Raw genomic sequence first — 17673 nt, 5'->3', positions numbered from 1 at the left:
GAAGCTCATGTACGTCGAAATGAAACACATCGAAAAGAATTACGGATCCTTCCACGCGTCGCGCGACGTTTCCTTTGGCATCGACAAGGGCAAGCTCGTCGCTCTCCTCGGTCCCAGCGGCAGCGGCAAGACAACGATCCTGCGCATGCTGGCCGGCCTGGAGAATCCCAACAGCGGCGACATCTTCATCGACGGCCGCCGGGTCAACGACATTCCCGCTGCCAAGCGGGGCATCGGCTTCGTCTTCCAGAACTACGCTTTGTTCCGCTATATGACCGTCTACGACAACGTCGCCTTCGGCCTGGAAATCCAGAAGCGGCCGAAAGAGGAGATACGCCAGCGCGTATTGGAGATGATCGACCTCGTCGGCCTGTCGGGCATGGAAAAGCGCTATCCCAACCAGCTCTCCGGCGGCCAGCGCCAGCGCGTGGCCTTTGCCCGGGCCCTGGCGCCGAATCCCCAGGTCCTGCTCCTGGATGAACCTTTTGCCGCCATCGACGCCAAGGTCCGTCAGGAACTGCGCAACTGGCTCAAGGATACGATCCACCGCGTCGGCATTACCAGCATCTTCGTCACCCACGACCAGGACGAAGCCGTCGAAGTGGCCGATGAAATCATCATCACCAACCACGGCCATATCGAACAGGTCGGGACACCGCTGGATATTTACCGCCAGCCCAGGACGCCCTTTGTGGCTCAATTTATCGGAACTCCAGTTGTCATCGACAACTGCAACATCCTCACGGGATTCCTGCAAGTCGGCGCAGGCAAACAAGCCATCGTCCGGCCGGAGTTCCTCAAGATTTACAAACACGGCACGATGAAGCAGTATATCAGCGCTGCTGAAGAAGGGACGGTCGAAGCCGTCGTCTTCCGCGGCAGCCACCTCGACGTGACCGTCCGCATCAAGGGCCTGGCCATCCACGGCGAATATTCCTTCGACGACCCGCCGCTGTCTGTCGGCGAGACCGTCCAGGTCCTCATTTACCGCTTGTACGTCCTCGACGGCGACAAGACGTATTTAAAAGAAAACAGCGCCATGACCTCGGCCGACGTTTTCTATATTTAACGAAGGAGTCTATGTTATGCAGATTACCAGCGAGAAGATCATCCATACGGATGTCCTCATCATCGGCGGCGGGACGGCCGGCTGTTATGCCGCCCTGACCCTCCGCAGCCTGTCTGATGCATCCGTGATCATCGCCGAAAAGGCCGATATCCGCCGCAGCGGCTGTCTGGCAGCCGGCGTCAATGCCCTCAACGCCTATATCACCAAGGGCCATACGCCGCAGTTCTACGTCGACTACGCCAAGAAAGACGCAGCCGGCATCGTCCGGGAAGACTTGCTCCTCACCATGTCCGAAGGCCTCAACGAAGTCACCAGGAAGCTGGAAGACCTGGGACTGGTCATCTTGAAGGACGAAAAAGGAGAATACGTCGCCCGCGGCACGCGCAACATCAAGATCAATGGCGAAAATATCAAGACCATCCTGGCCGACGCCGTCAAGAAGCTCGATGGCGTCCAGGTCATCAATCATCTGAATATTACCGACTACATCGTCCGCGACAATACCATTGCCGGCGCCCTGGGCTTCGATATGCGCACGGGCACGGCCTATGAAATCCGGGCCAAAGCCGTCCTCTGTGCCACAGGCGGCGCAGCCGGCCTCTACCGGCCCAACAATCCCGGTTTTTCCCGGCACAAGATGTGGTACTGTCCCTTCAACACCGGTGCCGGCTATGCCATGGGCATCCGGGCCGGGGCTGAGATGACGACCTTTGAAATGCGCTTCATCGCTCTGCGCTGTAAGGATACCATCGCGCCGACAGGGACTATCGCCCAGGGCGTCGGGGCCAAGCAGGTCAACGCCCGCGGTGACGTATATGAACAGAAATACGGCCTGACTACGTCCCAGCGCCTGTACGGCACGGTCCGGGAAACGCTGGACGGCAACGGTCCCTGTTATCTCCGCACGGAAGGCATCACGCCGGCCCAGGACGAATCGCTCCTCAAGGCCTACCTCAACATGGCGCCGAGCCAGACTTTGAAATGGATCGAGTCGGGGAAATTGCCGAGTCAGCAGAACGTCGAAATCGAAGGGACCGAACCGTACGTCGTCGGCGGCCATACGGCCAGCGGCTACTGGGTCGACACGAACCGCCAGACGACGATCCGCCACCTCTATGCGGCTGGCGACGTCGCCGGCGGCTGTCCGCAGAAATACGTCACCGGTGCCTTGGTCGAAGGGGAAATCGCCGCCAAGGATATGGTCCGCCAGGGCCTGAGCGATGTATCCGGCCTCGATGAAGCCCAGGAAAAGGCCATCCTCGCCGAAAAGGTAGCCGAATACAACGCCGCCCTCGGTGAGACGGACAGCTTCTTCACTGTGGAACAGCTGGAAGAAGCCATGCAGAAAGTCATGGATACCTACGCCGGCGGCATCGGCAGCCATTACCAGTACAACGAAAAGCAGCTGGCCCTGGCCGATGAAAAGATCGACCAGCTCATGGAACTGGCCGCCCACGTCGGCGCCAGCGATTACCATGAACTGCTCTTCGTCTACGAACTGCGCGAACGGCTGACGGTCTGCAAGGTCCTCATCGCCCACCTGCGGGCCCGTAAGGAAACGCGGTGGCATTCCTTTGCGGAAAACCTCGATTATCCGGAACTGCGTGCGGATTGGCTGAAATACGTCAACTCCCGCATGGACGAAGACGGCCAGGTCCACATGATCTACCGCGATTTAGTACCAGGAGGGGAAACTTATGAGCATACGCATTAAGCAGGAACGCTGTATCGGCTGCGGCCAGTGCATCGACGTCTGCCCGGGCAGCCTCATCGACCGCAACGGCCAGGGCAAGGCCTGGATGCATTATCCCAAGGACTGCTGGGGCTGTGTATCCTGCGTCAAAGTCTGCCCGGTCCAGGCCATCGACTTCTACCTCGGCGCCGATATGGGCGGCCGCGGCAGCACGATGAACGTCACTGCTGACGGCCACTACCTGCATTGGCATATCCATAAGGCCGACGGCAGTGAAAAGACCATCACCGTCGACCGCAAACAGGCGAATTCATATTAATTAGTTTGCCGTTTGTAGTAGCGAGTTTGTAGTAAAAGAGCACCCATTACGGCAAGCTACAAACTACGAACTGGAAACTGCATTTTATCAATAGGGGGATTCATATTATGTGTGCATTATCGCATCTCGACAAGTTAGAGGCCGAAGCGATTTACATCATCCGCGAAGTCGCTGCGGAATGTGAAAAGCCGGTCATGCTCTATTCCATCGGCAAGGACAGTTCTGTCATGCTTTACCTGGCCCGGAAGGCCTTTTATCCGGAAAAGCCGCCTTTCCCGTTCCTCCATGTCAATACGACGTGGAAGTTCAAGGAAATGATCCGCTTCCGCGATGAAACCATGAAGAAGTACAGCCTGCAGCTCATTGAATACATCAACCAGGAAGGCGTCAAACAGGGCGTCAATCCTTTCGATTACGGCGCAGCCTATACGGACATCATGAAGACCCAGGCCCTCAAGCAGGCCCTGCACAAATACGGCTTCACCGCTGCTTTTGGCGGCGGCCGCCGGGACGAAGAAAAATCCCGCGCCAAAGAACGTATCTTTTCCTTCCGCAATGAAGCCCAGGCCTGGGACCCGAAGAACCAGCGCCCGGAAATGTGGAAGCTCTATAATACGCACATCCATAAAGGCGAAAGCATGCGCGTATTCCCTATTTCCAACTGGACGGAAAAAGATATCTGGCAGTACATCAAACGGGAAAACATCGACATCGTCTCTTTGTACTTTGCCAAGGAACGGCCCTGCGTCTATCGTGACGGCAACATCATCATGGTCGACGACGACCGCATGCGCCTCAAGCCGGGAGAAGAAATCATGCACAAGAAGATCCGCTTCCGGACCTTGGGCTGCTATCCTTTGACAGGGGGCATCGAATCCGATGCCGATACGCTGGATGCCATCATCGATGAAACGCTGAGCGCCGTATCGTCGGAACGGACGAGCCGCGTCATCGATAATGAAGCAGCTGGCAGCATGGAACGCAGAAAGAGAGAGGGGTATTTCTAAAATGGATAGAAACGGAAACGGCTTGTTAAAATTTATTACCTGCGGCAGCGTCGATGACGGCAAATCGACACTCATCGGTCATTTGCTCTATGACGCCAAATTGCTCTACGCCGACCAGAAGAAGGCCCTGGAACTGGAAAGCAAGGTCGGCAGCCGCGGCGGGGCCATCGACTACTCGCTGCTCCTGGACGGCCTCATGGCAGAACGGGAACAGGGCATTACCATCGACGTAGCCTATCGCTATTTCAGCACGGACAACCGCAGCTTCATCGTCGCCGACACGCCGGGCCATGAAGAATATACGCGCAACATGGCCGTCGGCGCTTCCTTTGCCGACTTGGCCATCATCCTCATCGACGCCACCAAGGGCGTCCTGGTCCAGACCCGCCGCCATGCCCGCATCTGCGCTCTCATGGGGATCCGCTACTTCATCTTCGCCATCAACAAGATGGACCTGGCCGGCTACAGCCAGGAACGTTTTGAAGAAATCAAGGCCCAGATCGCCAAGCTCCGCGACGAATTGGAACTGGCCAACGTCATCCTCATCCCCGTCTCGGCGACGGAAGGGGACAACGTCACCAAGGCGTCGGCCAATATGCCCTGGTACCAGGGGCCGACCATCCTCGACTATCTGGAAACGGTCAACGTCGAAGAAGACAAAGAAGAAGGCTTTTACCTGCCCATCCAGCGCGTCTGCCGCCCGAACCACACCTTCCGCGGTTTCCAGGGCCAGATCGAAAGCGGCGCCTTGGCCGTCGGCGATACGATTACGACCCTGCCCAGCAAGGAAGAAGCTAAGGTCAAATCCATCCTCATCGGCTTCGATACCGTTGATTCGGCCGTCAAAGGCCAGCCGGTCAACGTCCAGCTCGACCGCGAAGTCGACGTATCCCGGGGCTGCGTCTTTACCAAGGGGACGGACGTCGCCCTGAGTCAGCGCATTACAGCGACCATGCTCTGGATGGATGACCAGGACCTGGCCGTCGGCAAAGAATACGTAGTCAAATTGGGGACCAAGGAAATCGTCGGCGTCCTCACTGATATCGACTACACCATCGACGTCAATACAGGCGAAAAGAAACGCGCTTCGAGCCTTACGAAGAACGAAATCGCCGTCTGCACGCTCTTCTTGCAGGAACCGATTGTCGTCGATACCTTCAGCCATCACAAGGTCCTGGGCGAACTCATCCTCATCGACCGCGTCACCAATATGACCTCGGCCTGCGGCGTCGTCATCGACGTTAACGATACCAACGCCGACCACACCTTCGTCAACGGCTCCCTGAAGGCTCGCGGCGACGTCTTTGAAGACTTCTTCTACGGCATGCAGAGCCTCAATATCACCAAGGCCAAACCGGCCTTCCACCAGTACCACATCGGCGATACGATCCCGACGAAAGGCGAAACCTATGCCTATCCGGATAACTTCGACATCCTCATCCTCCGCGACAAGGTTGCCGTCGAAATCCGCGATGCCAAAGTCGCCAACATCCTGGCCCTCGATGGCTATGCCTATACAGAACAGCCTTTAGTCAACGGCCGCGGCTTTGCCATCAACGTCCATTCGCCGCAGGAATTCGCTGCCTTCAAGGCGGACTACGCCAAGGCCGGGGAAAACTCCGATGCCGAACTCTTCGACAAGTGGATGACTTTTGAAACGTATCGCAAGATTAAATTCCACAACGATTTTGAATGATTATTAACACTCAAAAAGAGGCTGTCTTCAGGCGACAGCCTCTTTTTCTGTATGCAAAGACAGCATGGACTACCTGTAATAAGTTACAGTGTTATGATGAGTCATAGGACCTGAAAAGAAAAGATTATGGGAAAAAGTATGATGTATTTAAATTCCTCAACGATAACGATTTTAGATGATAAAAAAGCATAGTATTTAGAAAAAAATGAAAAAACTGTTGCTACGGCAACGGTTTTTTTCTTCTCCCGCTGTTATCATAAAATCAACGAGGCGGCTTATGATGTCGTCACGGTGTATGTGAAAAAAAGTATTTGTTTATTAATCATATTTCTCATTTATATTTTTTGGAAAGAGGGTAACAGCATGGGCTATCAATTAAATGCAGATGCATTGGGCACGGTCTTTGCCAAATGGTCGGATACGTATGACATTTACGCTCCGAAACTGTTTGCCGGCACGGGACGTTCTTCGATGCAGGATATCGTACGCTATGGCAAGATCACCAAACCGGAAGAAATCGTTTGGGACAAACGGTCCGACTACTCGGCAAAAGACGTTTTATTGCCCGTTTGCCAGACGTTGTTCTATTTCAATGAAAATACCGTCACCGAAGCCGAAGCCCCGGAAAAGGGTGCCATCATTTTGCTGCGCAGTTGCGACTTGCACGCCATCAAGCGCTTCGACTACATGTACCTCCAGAACGGTCCGGAAGACTATTATTACAAACGCGTCCGCGACCGCGTCAAATTCGTCCTCATGGGCTGCAGCCAGGAATTCGACAACTGCTTCTGCGTTTCCATGGGCACCAATACCAGCGATAACTACGATGTCGCCTTGAACGTCAAAGACGGCCAGTATTTCCTCGATGTCAAAGATGACGTCCTTGGGAAAGCTGTCAGCGAAGCCAAGGCACCGGAAGTCGACGTCGTCCCGGATCATGTGACGGAAAACAAGCTCCAGGTACACATTCCGGAAAACCTCTCGTCGGCTATCGCCAAATCCCACGTATGGGATGAATACGACAAGCGCTGCATCAAATGCGGCCGCTGCACCCTGGCCTGTCCGACCTGTACCTGCTGGTCCATGCAGGATGTGTTCTTCACGGAAGACCATAAAGCCGGTGAACGCCGCCGCGTACAGACGTCCTGTATGTTCGACGACTATACCCTGGTTGCCGGTGGCCTTTGCTTCCGCAAGAAGGCGGGCGAACGGATGCGCTTCAAAGTGCTCCATAAGACGCTGGAATTCAAACAGCGTTCCGGTTTCCAGATGTGCGTAGGCTGCGGCCGCTGCGATGCCATCTGTCCGGAATACATTTCGCTCAGCCATTGCATCAATGTCAAACTGCCGGAAGGCATGAAGGAGGTCACAGAGAATGAATAACGAATATTTACCGTTCCGTTCGGAAATCTTAGAAGTCATTAAACATGCTGATGTGGAATATACCTTCCGTATGTCCTATGACCGCGGCAAAGAACATCCGGTCAAACCGGGCCAGTTCTTTGAAATCTCTATCCCGAAATACGGTGAAGCGCCCATTTCCGTCAGCGGCATTACCGACCATTCCCTGGATTTCACCATCCGTAAAGTCGGCAGCCTGACCGATGAAATCTTTGAAAACTATGTCGGCGGCCACTTCTTCATGCGCGGGCCTTATGGCAACGGTTTCGACGTCAATATGTTCAAAGGCAAGGAAATCGTCCTGGTCACAGGCGGCTCCGGCTTGTCCCCGGTCCACGGCGTCATCGACTACTTCGCCGACCACATGGACGAATGCAAGAGCCTGACTGTCATCTCCGGTTTCAAATCGCCGGCAGATATCCTCTTCAAAGCAGACCTCAAGCGCTGGATTGAAGACGGCATGAACTTCATCTGCACCGTCGACAAGGCTCCGGAAGAAGGGGATTACGACGGCCATGTCGGCTTGGTCACCCAGTATATCCCGGAACTGCCCCTCAAGGACTTCGACAACGCCATCGCCGTCGTCGTCGGTCCGCCGATGATGATCAAGTTCTCCATCCAGGAATTGATTAAACTCGGTTTCGATGAAGAAAAAATCTGGCTCTCTGAATCGCGCAAAATGTGCTGCGGTCTCGGCAAATGTGGCCACTGCCGCATTGGCAAAGTCTACGTCTGCCAGGACGGGCCGGTATTCAAATACACCGAACTTCGTACATTGATCGACTAGGAGGCTGATACATTATGGATATGAATTGCGGTAAGTTAAAGAAATACGCTTTCCGGGTAACAAAAAATCGTAATATGGCTTCAGCTCGTGTACGTGTACCCGGCGGTTCCCTGAATGCCAAGGTCCTGGGTCAGGTCCAGCATATTGCCGAAACGTACGGCAATGGCGAAATCCATCTGACCATCCGTCAGGGCTTTGAAATCATGGGGATTCCCTTTGAAAAAGTTGAAGAAGTAAAGAAGGCTCTCCAGCCGATCATCGATGAACTCGACATCAATCAGAGCGAACGAGGCGCTGGCTTTGAAGCGTCCGGTACCCGAAATGTCATGGCCTGCGTCGGCAACCGCGTCTGCCCCTTTGGCAACTACGATACGACGGCCCTGGCGAAACGGATCGAAAAGGCTATTTTCCCGAACGACCTGCACGTCAAAGTTGCCCTTACAGGCTGTCCCAACGACTGCGACAAAATCCGCATGCATGACTTCGGCGTCATGGGCATGACGGAACCTCAGTTCGATGCCAGCCGCTGCGTCAGCTGCGGCATGTGCGTCCGCAAGTGTAAACAGCTCTCTGTCGAAGCCTTGCAGATGAAGAATTTCCGTCCTGTCCGCAATGTCGAAAAATGCATTGGCTGCGGCGTCTGTGTCTGGGCCTGCCCGAACCGTGCCTGGACGCGCAGCAAGGAACAGTATTTCCGTATCACCCTTTTGGGCCGTACAGGCAAAAAGAACCCGCGCATGGGCGTCGATTTCATCAAATGGGCTGATGAAGACAGCGTCGTGAAGATCATCTCCAACGTCTATGCTTTTGCCAAGAAATATATCGACCCGACCGCTCCGGGTGGCAAGGAACATATCGGCTACATGGTAGACCGTACGGGTCCGGAAGAATTCATCAAGTTCATCCTCCAGGACGTCCATCTGCCGAAAAAAGCGGAAATCTACCGTCCTCTCAACTGGTCCGGTATCCGCTATGTCGGCTTGAAATCGGAACCGTTCTACGTCGGCAAAGACGTAAATCCGGCCGATCTGGATGTATTCCAGAAACCGTTGCCGCTGAAATAAGGAGGAGCCTATGTACAACGACGAATACGCTGCGACCGCGGCCGGGGCAGCTGCGAAAGTAGGCCTCTTGAAGAAGAATCCCCTGGGATACTTCCTGTTGTCGGCCTTAGCCGGTGCCTATATCGGCTTTGGCATCCTCCTGTCCTTTACGGTCAGCGGTACCTTGGGCGCCATTCCCATGACTAAGATCGCCATGGGCCTGTCCTTCGGCATCGCCCTGAGCCTGGTCATCATCGCCGGGGCGGAACTGTTCACGGGTAACGCCTTCGTCCTCTACAATGGCTGGCGGTCGAAGACGGTCACTTTGACGGACGTCATCCGCCTGTGGGTCGTCTGTTACCTGGGCAACTGGTTCGGCGCCATCGTCCTGTCCCTGCTCTTCTATGGTGCTGCCGGCACGGCTGGCGGCGTCGGCCAGGCTTTGGCCAATGCCGCTGCCATGAAGATGAGCCTGCCGCCGCTGGTCCTCTTCCTCAGAGGTATCCTCTGTAACGTCCTGGTCTGCCTGGCCGTCTGGTGCGGCTTCCGCTGCAAATCGGACAGCGGCAAACTGATCATGGTCTTCTGGTGCCTCTACGCCTTCTTTACCTGTGGCTTTGAACACAGCGTAGCCAACATGACCGTCCTGACCCTGGGCCTGCTGAATCCCGCCGGTACGGCCGTCAGCGTCGGCGGTTACCTCTACAACCTGTTCATGGTCACCTTGGGCAACATCGTCGGTGCCGTCCTCTTCCTGTCCATTCCCTACGGCATCGCAGCCAAAAAAGATTAGTGGCTCGTGCTCGTGGCTCTCCTATAAGGAGAGCTGTCAGCGAAGCTGACTGAGAGGTTGCTCTTTCTTTAGAGTAGTCCGTGAATTGTAGGGGCGACCACGTGGGGCGCCCGTCAGGGATGATAGGACATATCCCGGAGCGGGCTCGCCACGTGTGAGCCCCTACAGAAAAAAAGAGGCTGTCGCATTAAGACAGCCTCTTTTTACGTTGATCGTAGGTCGTATGGAATTAAAAATATCAACTCATCGCGATGAACGATGAACTGTGAACGAAAAAACTTTTAAGTTTAAGAGACCTCACACGATGGTTTTTGCCATCATGCGAGGTCCCTTTGCCTTATAGTTTGTAGCACAGAGCTTGTAGTTTGCAGAGAAAACCTTTAAATTTAAAGCCATCTGCTAACCCCTAGCTACTAACTGCTAACCACTAAAAAAGGCGCTGTCTTCATGTGACAGCGCCTTTTTTCAATACAGCGTCACCCGCTGCTGGTTTATTTCGATGAGGCCTTCGTCTTTCATGTGAGCCAGTTCCCTGGCGACAGCCGTGCGGTCGGCACAGAGATAGTCGGCCAGCTGGGTCCGGGTCATGGGGATGGTGAAGGTCTGGCTGCCGGCCTGTTCAGACTGGAATGAGAAGTAGGTCAATAGTTTCTTGCGCAGCTTCTTCTTGGAAACGACTTCTAGTTTGGCCAGCAGCTGGGCATTCTTGTCAGCCATGAGATGCAGCATGTTCTCAATGAGCTGGTGATGGAAGGGACAGGCATTGGTACAGATGTGCAGGACCTTCTGGAAGGGGAGGACCAGGAACTGCGTGTTCTTGACGGCTTGGAAGGTTACGATGGATTGCAGGATTGTGCCGCAGACGAAGGTTTCGCCAAAGAGGCCGCCGCTGCGGATGACGGCCAGGACGGCTTTGTCGCCCCAGCGGTCTTCATGGATCATATGGACTTCGCCGCTGAGGACGATGCCGATGTAATTCACTTCATCCTGGGCCAGGACGAGGAATTCCCCTTTGCGGACTGTCCGGACCCGTGCACCCAGGCAGGTGAGCATGGCCTTCCTTTTTTCCTGGCTGATGCCGGAAAATAAGGGAAGGTCATCGGACAGGACCACCGAGAAATCAGACATGAGAAGGCCTCCTTAATACCGACGATAGAGGCCGACGACTTTGCCTAAGATTTGGCAATCCCGGGTATAAATCGGTTCATATTCATCATTTTCCGGCTGCAGGCGGATCGTGTCGGCTTCGTGGAAGTAGCGCTTGACCGTCGCTTCTTCGCCGATGAGGGCGACGACGATTTCGCCGTTTTCTGCCGTTTCCTGGCGGCGGACGATGAGCTGGTCGCCTTCGAGGATGCCGGCGTTCTTCATGCTGTCCCCTTGGACGACGAGCATGAAGCAGTCGTCATTGCCGATGAAGTCCGCCGGGAAGGGGTAGACGTCTTCGACACATTCTTCAGCAAAGATGGGGGCACCGGCCCGGACCTGGCCGACCAGGGGCAGGGGGACGATTTTCTTGGACCGCCACGAACCTTCGTCGAGGAGTTCGATGGTCCGGTTCTTGGCCGGGTCGCGGCGGATATAGCCCAGATCTTCCAGGCGGTGGAGATAGCCGTGGACCGTCGACGTCGAGCTCAGGCCGACTTCCTTGCAGATTTCCCGTACCGACGGGGGATAGCCGAATTTATGGACACACGTGCGGATGTATTCTAATATTTGTTTTTGACGGGTCGTCAGCATTTTTTCATTATTAATCATATATATCACTCCAGTCTTGGAAAGTTATAGCAATTCCAGTATAAGCTACCTTCATTATACCGAAATTCATAAAAAAAATCAAACGTTTGTTCAAAATATCTTGACAGGAACAACCGTTCGACGATATAATAAAACCATCGACGAACGGTTGTTCTAAGAAAATTCGTTCCAGGAACGTTCGTTTCAAAGTCAGGAGTGATTGCCATGAAATATGTCATCTTGGCCATATTGGCCCTCTTTATGTGTACGCAGATCGGCTGGAGTTACCAGTCTTCGCAGGAATTCATTTCCGTCGCCGTCGAACCGGGGCAGACCGTCTGGCAGCTGGCTTCGGTTACAGCCGGTGATGATACGGATGTGCGTGAAGTCATGGATTCGATTTTAAAAGAAAACGGCCTGACCGGCACCAGTGACATCCGTCCGGGCCAGGTCCTGCGCCTGCCGGTAGCCCCAGGCCGGGCCGAACAGGTGCGGACGGTGCTGGCCCGGCAGCTGGTGGATTAGTGAGGGTGAGAATCTTCGGTAATCTTTAAAATCGGGCTGTCGATGAGGCGGTCGGCTTCGTCGATGTAGCGGCGCACGATGGCCTGGGACTTATGCCGGGTCTGGCGCATGATCTGCCGTTCTTCGACGTGATGCTGGGCCGCCGACGTGGCAAAGCCGTGGCGCAGGCTGTGGGCGCCGTAGTCGTCGGGATTCATGCCCATGAGCCCGGCATAGTGCTTGACGATGAGGGCGATAGATTTATCGGAAATCCGGGTCTTACGGACATGATGCCCCTTCGTCAATCCCCGGAAGACCGGACCTGTCGTGATGCCGCTGACATCGAGCCATTTCTGCAAGGCCGTGACGGCACAGAGGTCCTTGTCTTTGACCATGGGGATGGCAATCATCTGGCCCTGGTCGAACTGGTCCGTCTTCGATTTGCGCAGGGTAATGAGCAGGCCCAGGCGGGTGAACTTCAGGTCTTCCACGTCGATGCCGGCCAGTTCTGACCGGCGCAGGGCCCCGTAGAAGCCGACCAGCAGGATGGCCTTGTCGCGGACCTGCTGGATTTCGTCGCCTTCAAGATAGGTCAGCATTTCCTTGATGTCGTCGAAGAGAATCGGTGCCTTGCCGTGCTGGATGGTTCCTTTCATGCGCTTGATGCCCCGCAGGGCGTTTTTGACGATGGGGTAGCGGCAGGGATTCTCTTTGAGACCGGCGGCGTCGAAATTCTCGGTCAGGGCACTGATGCGCCGGGCGATGGTATTGGCCTTGGCGTTGTCGGCCAGGTCGTTGATGTAATTGACGATGGTTTCCGGTTCGGCCGGGAATGACGACAGCTGGTGATAGCTGCACCAGTCGCAGAAATCGTTCCAGTCCGACCGGTAGGCATCGACGGTATTGGCGGCCCGTGCCGTATACAGGCTCTGACGGGCTTTATTGGATAATTTATCATTCTGGGCAATGGCTTCACTGCGGCCGATAAAAAAATTCGGCGCATCCGGTATTTTTGTCATATTCAAACCTCCTTTGGGCAGTTTACAAAAAAACACTTGTGAATCTGCCCTTTTTAGGTATACAATAGAATTATCAAGGGTGAGAGAAGGGGATATCTATGGCTATTCGCAATGGGCCTTTATGGGATAAAGTGATAAAAGGCGCCGTCTGCCTGGGCTTATTCCTGGCTTTTTGGAGCGTCCAGTGGGTCATCCCCGACTTCTATCAGGAACTGTTCCGCCTGAGCCTGGCCGGTGATGTCGACGTCCTCATCGATTATATTTCATCTTTCGGCATCTATGCGGCCCTCATCAGTATCTTCATGATTACCGTCACCGATATGACCGGTCTGCCGTCGATTCCCTTTCTGACCGTCAACGGAGCCATCTTCGGCCTCGTGCCGGGCCTTATCATTTCCTGGATTGGCGAAGTCCTGGGGACGGAACTGAGCTTCCTCATCTTGCGGACGGTCCTGCGCCGCCAGGCCCTCCACGTCATCTCCCGCCATCACTTGCGGAATCAGCTCGATAAATACAGCCGCTTCTCGACGCTGGCCATGGCCCGGTCCATTCCGTATATCCCCAACGTCCCCTTTACGGCTATCGCCGCCGTCAGCCACCTCAGCCAGAAAGACCACTTCCTGGCGACGGCTGTCGGCAAGGTCCCGCGGGTCGTCATCGAAGTCCTTTTAGGCCATGACCTCATCCACCTCGGCCAGCACAGCGGACGGCTGATGTTCTGGGTCATCCTGACGGTCCTGATCTGCTACTGCTGGCACCGCCATCAGCAGGCTTAGCGGCCGAAGAGGACCATGATGATGCCGCCCAGGGTCGGCATGGCGACGATAGCTGCCTTGAGCAGGGGCTTAGGGGCTAAGTGCGTGAACTTTGCACCTATATAGGCGCCGAGACTCAGGCCCAGCAGGGTCTGGACGAAAATCCACAGGTCCAGGCGGCCATTGAACAAGTAGCTCAAGCCGCCGGCAGCCGAAATAGGCAGGACGATCATCATGCAGGTCCCGATAGCGTGGAGCAGGGAAATGCCGAAGACGACCATCAGAGCCAGCTGGATGAAGGCCGCGGCACCGATGCCGAAGGCACCGGACAGGAAGCCGACGATGAGACCGGTAATGATGCCGTAGATATAGAGCTTCTTTCCCGTTAAGGCTGTCGTCCGCACGGGAAAGTGCCGGGTCAGCCAGGCATCCTGATAGAGGCGGACATAGAGAATCAGGCCGGAAGCGATGAGCATGAGCGACGTCATCGTCGCCAGCAGCTCAGACGGCATGATGTTGGACACATTGGCGCCGGCAATCGAGCCGATCATACCGCTGCCGCCGATGATGGCCCCAGGCTTCACATCGACTTCATGTTCCCGGTAATGACTGACCGTCCCCGAAATCATGGTAAAAGTCATGGCCGCCAGGGCAACGGCCAGGGCCGTATGGACAGGAACACCGAAACCGACCGTCAGCAGCGTAATCGTGACGCCGGCGCCGCCAGCACCGACAAAGCCGATGACGGAACCTAACAGAATCATGGCAACGAAAATCATGACGAAAAATCCCCCTAATCAATAGTTATTTTAATGGTTGTGTTTGTTTCCTCGTTTCACCGCTAAAAAGGCAACTTCAAGAGCTTTCAGAATTAAATCACGGTCTTCGTCTGTAAGTTTGTAAGTATCGCCATCAAATATGATTTCGGATTGTTGCAGGAATTTATTTAAATCTTTTAAGCATCCTTTGTAGCTATTAAAGCGATTGTCTGTCATTCCGACAAGGAAATCTAGCGATACACCATAGTAATTCGCAATTTTAATTAAAATATCTGTTTTGGGGACACGACGATTATTTTCATAGTTTGCAAGCGTGCTCTGTTCAATATCCAATGTGTTGCAAACGTCCTGTTGCATCAATCCGTTTTCTTCTCTTAATTTCTTTATTCTGTCACCAATTTTCATAATGTCACCGCCTTTTAATTATTTCAGTATGTGATAATTTTCTATGAAATAATCACTGGCATTTTTCTATTTAGTAAGAATATCGCTTTTTCTGCGCTTATTAACCGGTTTTACAGATGCAAAAGCAACTTCGAGAGATTTTATAACCAGCCCTCTATCCTCATCTGTTAAGTTGTAAGTATTGCCCTCGAAAATGATTTCGGATTGCTGTAAGAATTTGTTCAAGTCCTTCGGCATTTTGCTTTTATTTGTGGGTGTTGTTCCATCTAGTAAGGTATCAACCGTAACATTTAATATTGAACTTATTTTTTGTAACATTTCTGGATCTGGTGAGGCCTTGTTCGTTTCCCACTTGGCAACAGCCTGCTGTGTTACTCCAACTACGTCTGCCAATTGTTTTTGGGTGTATCCATTATTTTTTCGGTGTTTTCTTAACTGCGTAGAGAACATATTTCAAGCCCTCTTTCTTATCTGATTTTATGATTATATTTTACTACTATTAGTAGTAATACACAAAAGGAAATTGCTATCTGGGAGTTACGAGTCTCAAAAAAGAAACAAGCGCTTCCGTCAACAACATATCCTCTTTGGTTATATACCCAGAAACGGGGAAAAGGGAATAAGGCAAGTCATGTATAGCGTAAAACAACAGGTATTCCTAAAAACATATGATTTTATTCAAATAGTATTCAAATAAAAAAGACGGCCCCTCCCTTCGCACATCCGCGAAAAACGTGCATAACGGGAGTGAACCCTCTTTTATTATGATAAGTGTATCAGATTTATTGACCGGAATCAAGAATATAAGAATACATGGCTCAAAAAGGCGATTTGATATTTAGAGATAGCTGGTGTCTTTTCGCAAAAGGTCTGATGAGTGCTGCCATGTGGAATTACTTTTTTTGTATCCTACGGCGATATAAATAATTCCACTTATAGGATAAATATGGTCCATATCAAAATGCGTTAAGGATCTTTTGTACCAGAAGTTTACTACTACTTTTTATAATTTTCTGCGAAGCTCAACGACCTTCCCTAATATTTTCACTGGCAAGGACTGAATTTCTTTATTTGAATAAAAATGTGGTTCATATACACTTGTATTTGTTGCTATGAGTGTAATGCCATCTTCCTGCTTTTTTACGCGCTTGGCTGTTGCTTCATTTCCGTTCACAAGAACAATAGCTATGTCATCGTTATCTACGTTATCCTGTCGGCGAACAATAACTATATCTCCGTTCAGTATACGCGGTTCCATTGAATGGTCGTGTATTTTTAAGGCAAAGAAATCTCCTGTTGCCGCAAGTTCTGGCGTAATTTCTTCATAATCAAGTATTTCTGCAATAGTTTTTAATGGTATTCCAGCAATAACGTGTTCTAGAACAGGAACAGGAACCCATTTGCCGGTACGTTTAAGGGGAATTGTTGTTCTTACCGGGGTTAACCCCATAAGCCAGTCAAAAGAAACATTGAAGTAAGAACAAATTCTTTTTTTGATAGCATCATCTGGTGTACTCTTATTGTGTTCGTAAAGAGAAATTGTCGATTTTGAGATACCAAGAATCTTTCCAAGCTCATCTCCTGTTATTTTTCTTTCTAATCTTAGCTCTTTTATTCTACTTCCTAATGTACCCATATAGACGCACCCTTCTTTAGTTCAAGATTTATAAATCTATTTTTAGCATGCCATAGAATTTAATAACTGTAAACAGTGACTTTAATAAAACTGGTGAGAAGTCTAGCGATGATGTTTTTGGACGATAACGCTGATAATACTATTGTTTTAAAGTTTTCTTTTTTGCCATCTTTTTTGCTATCTTCATTGCTATTTCTAAAGAAGCGCGTAATAGTTTCCTGTCTTCAGCATCCTCAGTAGTAATTTTTGTGGCAGAACTACCCAGAAAGGCTATCATTTTTTCAAGATTGTGAACTATATCTTGTTCATCTTTTGGGGAGGGGAGTGGCGGTATATTTGAAGTATGAATATCTTTTGAAGTAGAATTGCCTAGCAAATAATCAATAGACACATTAAAGTATGCAGATATCTTTTTTAATGTAGAGACATCTGGGACTCTTCTTCCTTGTTCGTACATTCCGATTGCACTCGGAGATATTTCTAAATCTTTACTTAATTCTGCTTGCGTCATCCTTTTTTCTTCTCTTAGATTTTTGAGAGCTATCATACTGAGCACATCCTTAACTTGTGTGATTTATAATTACTATAGCATATAAACTATATATTTAAAATGCTTTTCTTCACAAAACGTGTATTACTGCACATATCACACATTTTGTGATATGTGTTACAAGCGAAGGGGGAATATAAAAAGGTTCCCTGTATATCCGGCGCAAGCCGCTAATAAATAGCGACGGCATTCCGGCCATGCGGGAACCTTATTCTACCCATAATTATATCACAAGATGTGAAAAATGGAATAAGGGAAGGAGTATGACGGTGTCAACATATTGTGAAAATTTTTTGAATAAGAAAAAATTTTTCAAGGTGGTACCACAAAAAATAAAAGGATATTTCCCGCCACCTATCGCATTCGGATAGGTAAAATGGATAAACATCCCTTGGTGGGTATGTTTATCCTGCTTGTTATAAGATGTCAACTTGTTGAATCGGCTCTAATGAATATATAGCATTTATGCGAATTTCACGC

The 17673-nt window shown here is 51.7% G+C and carries 19 protein-coding genes; 11 read left to right on the top strand and 8 right to left on the bottom strand.

The features are described from left to right. Positions 1–7: 7 nt before the first annotated feature. From ACFCTO_RS02005 to ACFCTO_RS01965, 9 genes are all read left to right on the top strand, one after another. A complete protein-coding gene (locus ACFCTO_RS02005; protein ID WP_020310952.1) occupies positions 8–1069 on the top strand; it encodes a sulfate/molybdate ABC transporter ATP-binding protein in 1062 nt (353 codons plus the stop codon). A 16-nt stretch (positions 1070–1085) separates the two neighbouring features. Further along, positions 1086–2783: an adenylyl-sulfate reductase subunit alpha gene (locus ACFCTO_RS02000; protein ID WP_292301780.1), complete on the top strand. Its 1698-nt coding sequence runs from the start codon at positions 1086–1088 to the stop codon at positions 2781–2783. Beyond that, the gene (locus tag ACFCTO_RS01995; protein WP_020310954.1) at positions 2767–3081 is read left to right on the top strand and encodes a 4Fe-4S dicluster domain-containing protein; all 315 of its coding nucleotides are present in this window, start codon (positions 2767–2769) and stop codon (positions 3079–3081) included. The genes ACFCTO_RS02000 and ACFCTO_RS01995 overlap by 17 nt, the downstream gene beginning before the upstream one ends. 107 nt (positions 3082–3188) lie before the next feature. Further along, positions 3189–4088 (top strand): sulfate adenylyltransferase subunit CysD, encoded by a 900-nt coding sequence (gene cysD / locus ACFCTO_RS01990; protein WP_499876297.1) that lies wholly within the window; start codon positions 3189–3191, stop codon positions 4086–4088. Position 4089: 1 nt separating this feature from the next. Next, on the top strand, positions 4090–5784 hold the full coding sequence (locus tag ACFCTO_RS01985) for a sulfate adenylyltransferase subunit 1 (RefSeq protein ID WP_298674926.1): 1695 nt from the start codon (positions 4090–4092) through the stop codon (positions 5782–5784). A 363-nt stretch (positions 5785–6147) separates the two neighbouring features. Beyond that, positions 6148–7167 carry an anaerobic sulfite reductase subunit AsrA gene (gene asrA / locus ACFCTO_RS01980; RefSeq protein WP_292261167.1) on the top strand — a complete coding sequence of 340 codons (1020 nt, stop codon included), beginning with the start codon at positions 6148–6150 and terminating at the stop codon, positions 7165–7167. Further along, positions 7160–7972 carry an anaerobic sulfite reductase subunit AsrB gene (gene asrB, locus ACFCTO_RS01975; protein WP_294025519.1) on the top strand — a complete coding sequence of 271 codons (813 nt, stop codon included), beginning with the start codon at positions 7160–7162 and terminating at the stop codon, positions 7970–7972. Before asrA ends, asrB begins: the two co-directional genes overlap by 8 nt. Positions 7973–7986: 14 nt before the next feature. Beyond that, a complete protein-coding gene (gene asrC / locus ACFCTO_RS01970) occupies positions 7987–9036 on the top strand; it encodes a sulfite reductase subunit C (RefSeq protein WP_020310957.1) in 1050 nt (349 codons plus the stop codon). 10 nt (positions 9037–9046) lie between these two features. Further along, positions 9047–9808 (top strand): formate/nitrite transporter family protein, encoded by a 762-nt coding sequence (locus ACFCTO_RS01965; RefSeq protein WP_292300911.1) that lies wholly within the window; start codon positions 9047–9049, stop codon positions 9806–9808. A gap of 465 nt (positions 9809–10273) precedes the next feature. Here ACFCTO_RS01965 and ACFCTO_RS01960 read toward each other — a convergent pair whose 3' ends face one another. After that, entirely contained in the window at positions 10274–10936 is a 663-nt protein-coding gene (locus tag ACFCTO_RS01960; protein WP_499876296.1) for a Crp/Fnr family transcriptional regulator, read from the bottom strand. 12 nt (positions 10937–10948) lie between these two features. Further along, complete coding sequence (gene lexA / locus ACFCTO_RS01955) at positions 10949–11566, bottom strand: transcriptional repressor LexA (RefSeq protein ID WP_302485476.1); 618 nt, start codon at positions 11564–11566, stop codon at positions 10949–10951. A 204-nt stretch (positions 11567–11770) separates the two neighbouring features. Between lexA and ACFCTO_RS01950 the strand changes: the two genes are divergently transcribed. Then, a complete protein-coding gene (locus ACFCTO_RS01950) occupies positions 11771–12070 on the top strand; it encodes a LysM peptidoglycan-binding domain-containing protein (RefSeq protein ID WP_020310961.1) in 300 nt (99 codons plus the stop codon). Here the strand turns inward: ACFCTO_RS01950 and ACFCTO_RS01945 are convergent. Beyond that, positions 12067–13068 (bottom strand): site-specific integrase, encoded by a 1002-nt coding sequence (locus ACFCTO_RS01945; protein WP_020310962.1) that lies wholly within the window; start codon positions 13066–13068, stop codon positions 12067–12069. The genes ACFCTO_RS01950 and ACFCTO_RS01945 overlap by 4 nt on opposite strands. Before the next feature lie 98 nt (positions 13069–13166). Here ACFCTO_RS01945 and ACFCTO_RS01940 point away from each other — a divergent pair, with 98 nt between their 5' ends. Next, complete coding sequence (locus tag ACFCTO_RS01940) at positions 13167–13844, top strand: TVP38/TMEM64 family protein (RefSeq protein ID WP_020310963.1); 678 nt, start codon at positions 13167–13169, stop codon at positions 13842–13844. Here ACFCTO_RS01940 and ACFCTO_RS01935 read toward each other — a convergent pair. From ACFCTO_RS01935 to ACFCTO_RS01915, 5 genes are all read right to left on the bottom strand, one after another. Continuing rightward, a complete protein-coding gene (locus ACFCTO_RS01935; RefSeq protein ID WP_292301529.1) occupies positions 13841–14602 on the bottom strand; it encodes a sulfite exporter TauE/SafE family protein in 762 nt (253 codons plus the stop codon). The genes ACFCTO_RS01940 and ACFCTO_RS01935 overlap by 4 nt on opposite strands. A gap of 30 nt (positions 14603–14632) precedes the next feature. Continuing rightward, positions 14633–15007 carry a helix-turn-helix domain-containing protein gene (locus ACFCTO_RS01930; RefSeq protein WP_292301527.1) on the bottom strand — a complete coding sequence of 125 codons (375 nt, stop codon included), beginning with the start codon at positions 15005–15007 and terminating at the stop codon, positions 14633–14635. A gap of 66 nt (positions 15008–15073) precedes the next feature. Beyond that, positions 15074–15457 (bottom strand): helix-turn-helix domain-containing protein, encoded by a 384-nt coding sequence (locus ACFCTO_RS01925; protein ID WP_292301526.1) that lies wholly within the window; start codon positions 15455–15457, stop codon positions 15074–15076. Positions 15458–16010: 553 nt separating this feature from the next. Next, the gene (locus ACFCTO_RS01920) at positions 16011–16643 is read right to left on the bottom strand and encodes a LexA family protein (RefSeq protein WP_292302516.1); all 633 of its coding nucleotides are present in this window, start codon (positions 16641–16643) and stop codon (positions 16011–16013) included. A gap of 139 nt (positions 16644–16782) precedes the next feature. Next, complete coding sequence (locus ACFCTO_RS01915) at positions 16783–17190, bottom strand: helix-turn-helix domain-containing protein (RefSeq protein WP_302485474.1); 408 nt, start codon at positions 17188–17190, stop codon at positions 16783–16785. Between the last annotated feature and the right edge of the window lie 483 nt (positions 17191–17673).

Origin of the sequence: Megasphaera indica (assembly GCF_046614755.1) — a bacterium.
Classification (GTDB): Bacteria; Bacillota; Negativicutes; order Veillonellales; family Megasphaeraceae; genus Megasphaera; species Megasphaera intestinihominis.
The sequence above is the reverse complement of the archived record's forward strand: the minus strand, read 5'-3'. Positions and strand labels throughout refer to the sequence as shown.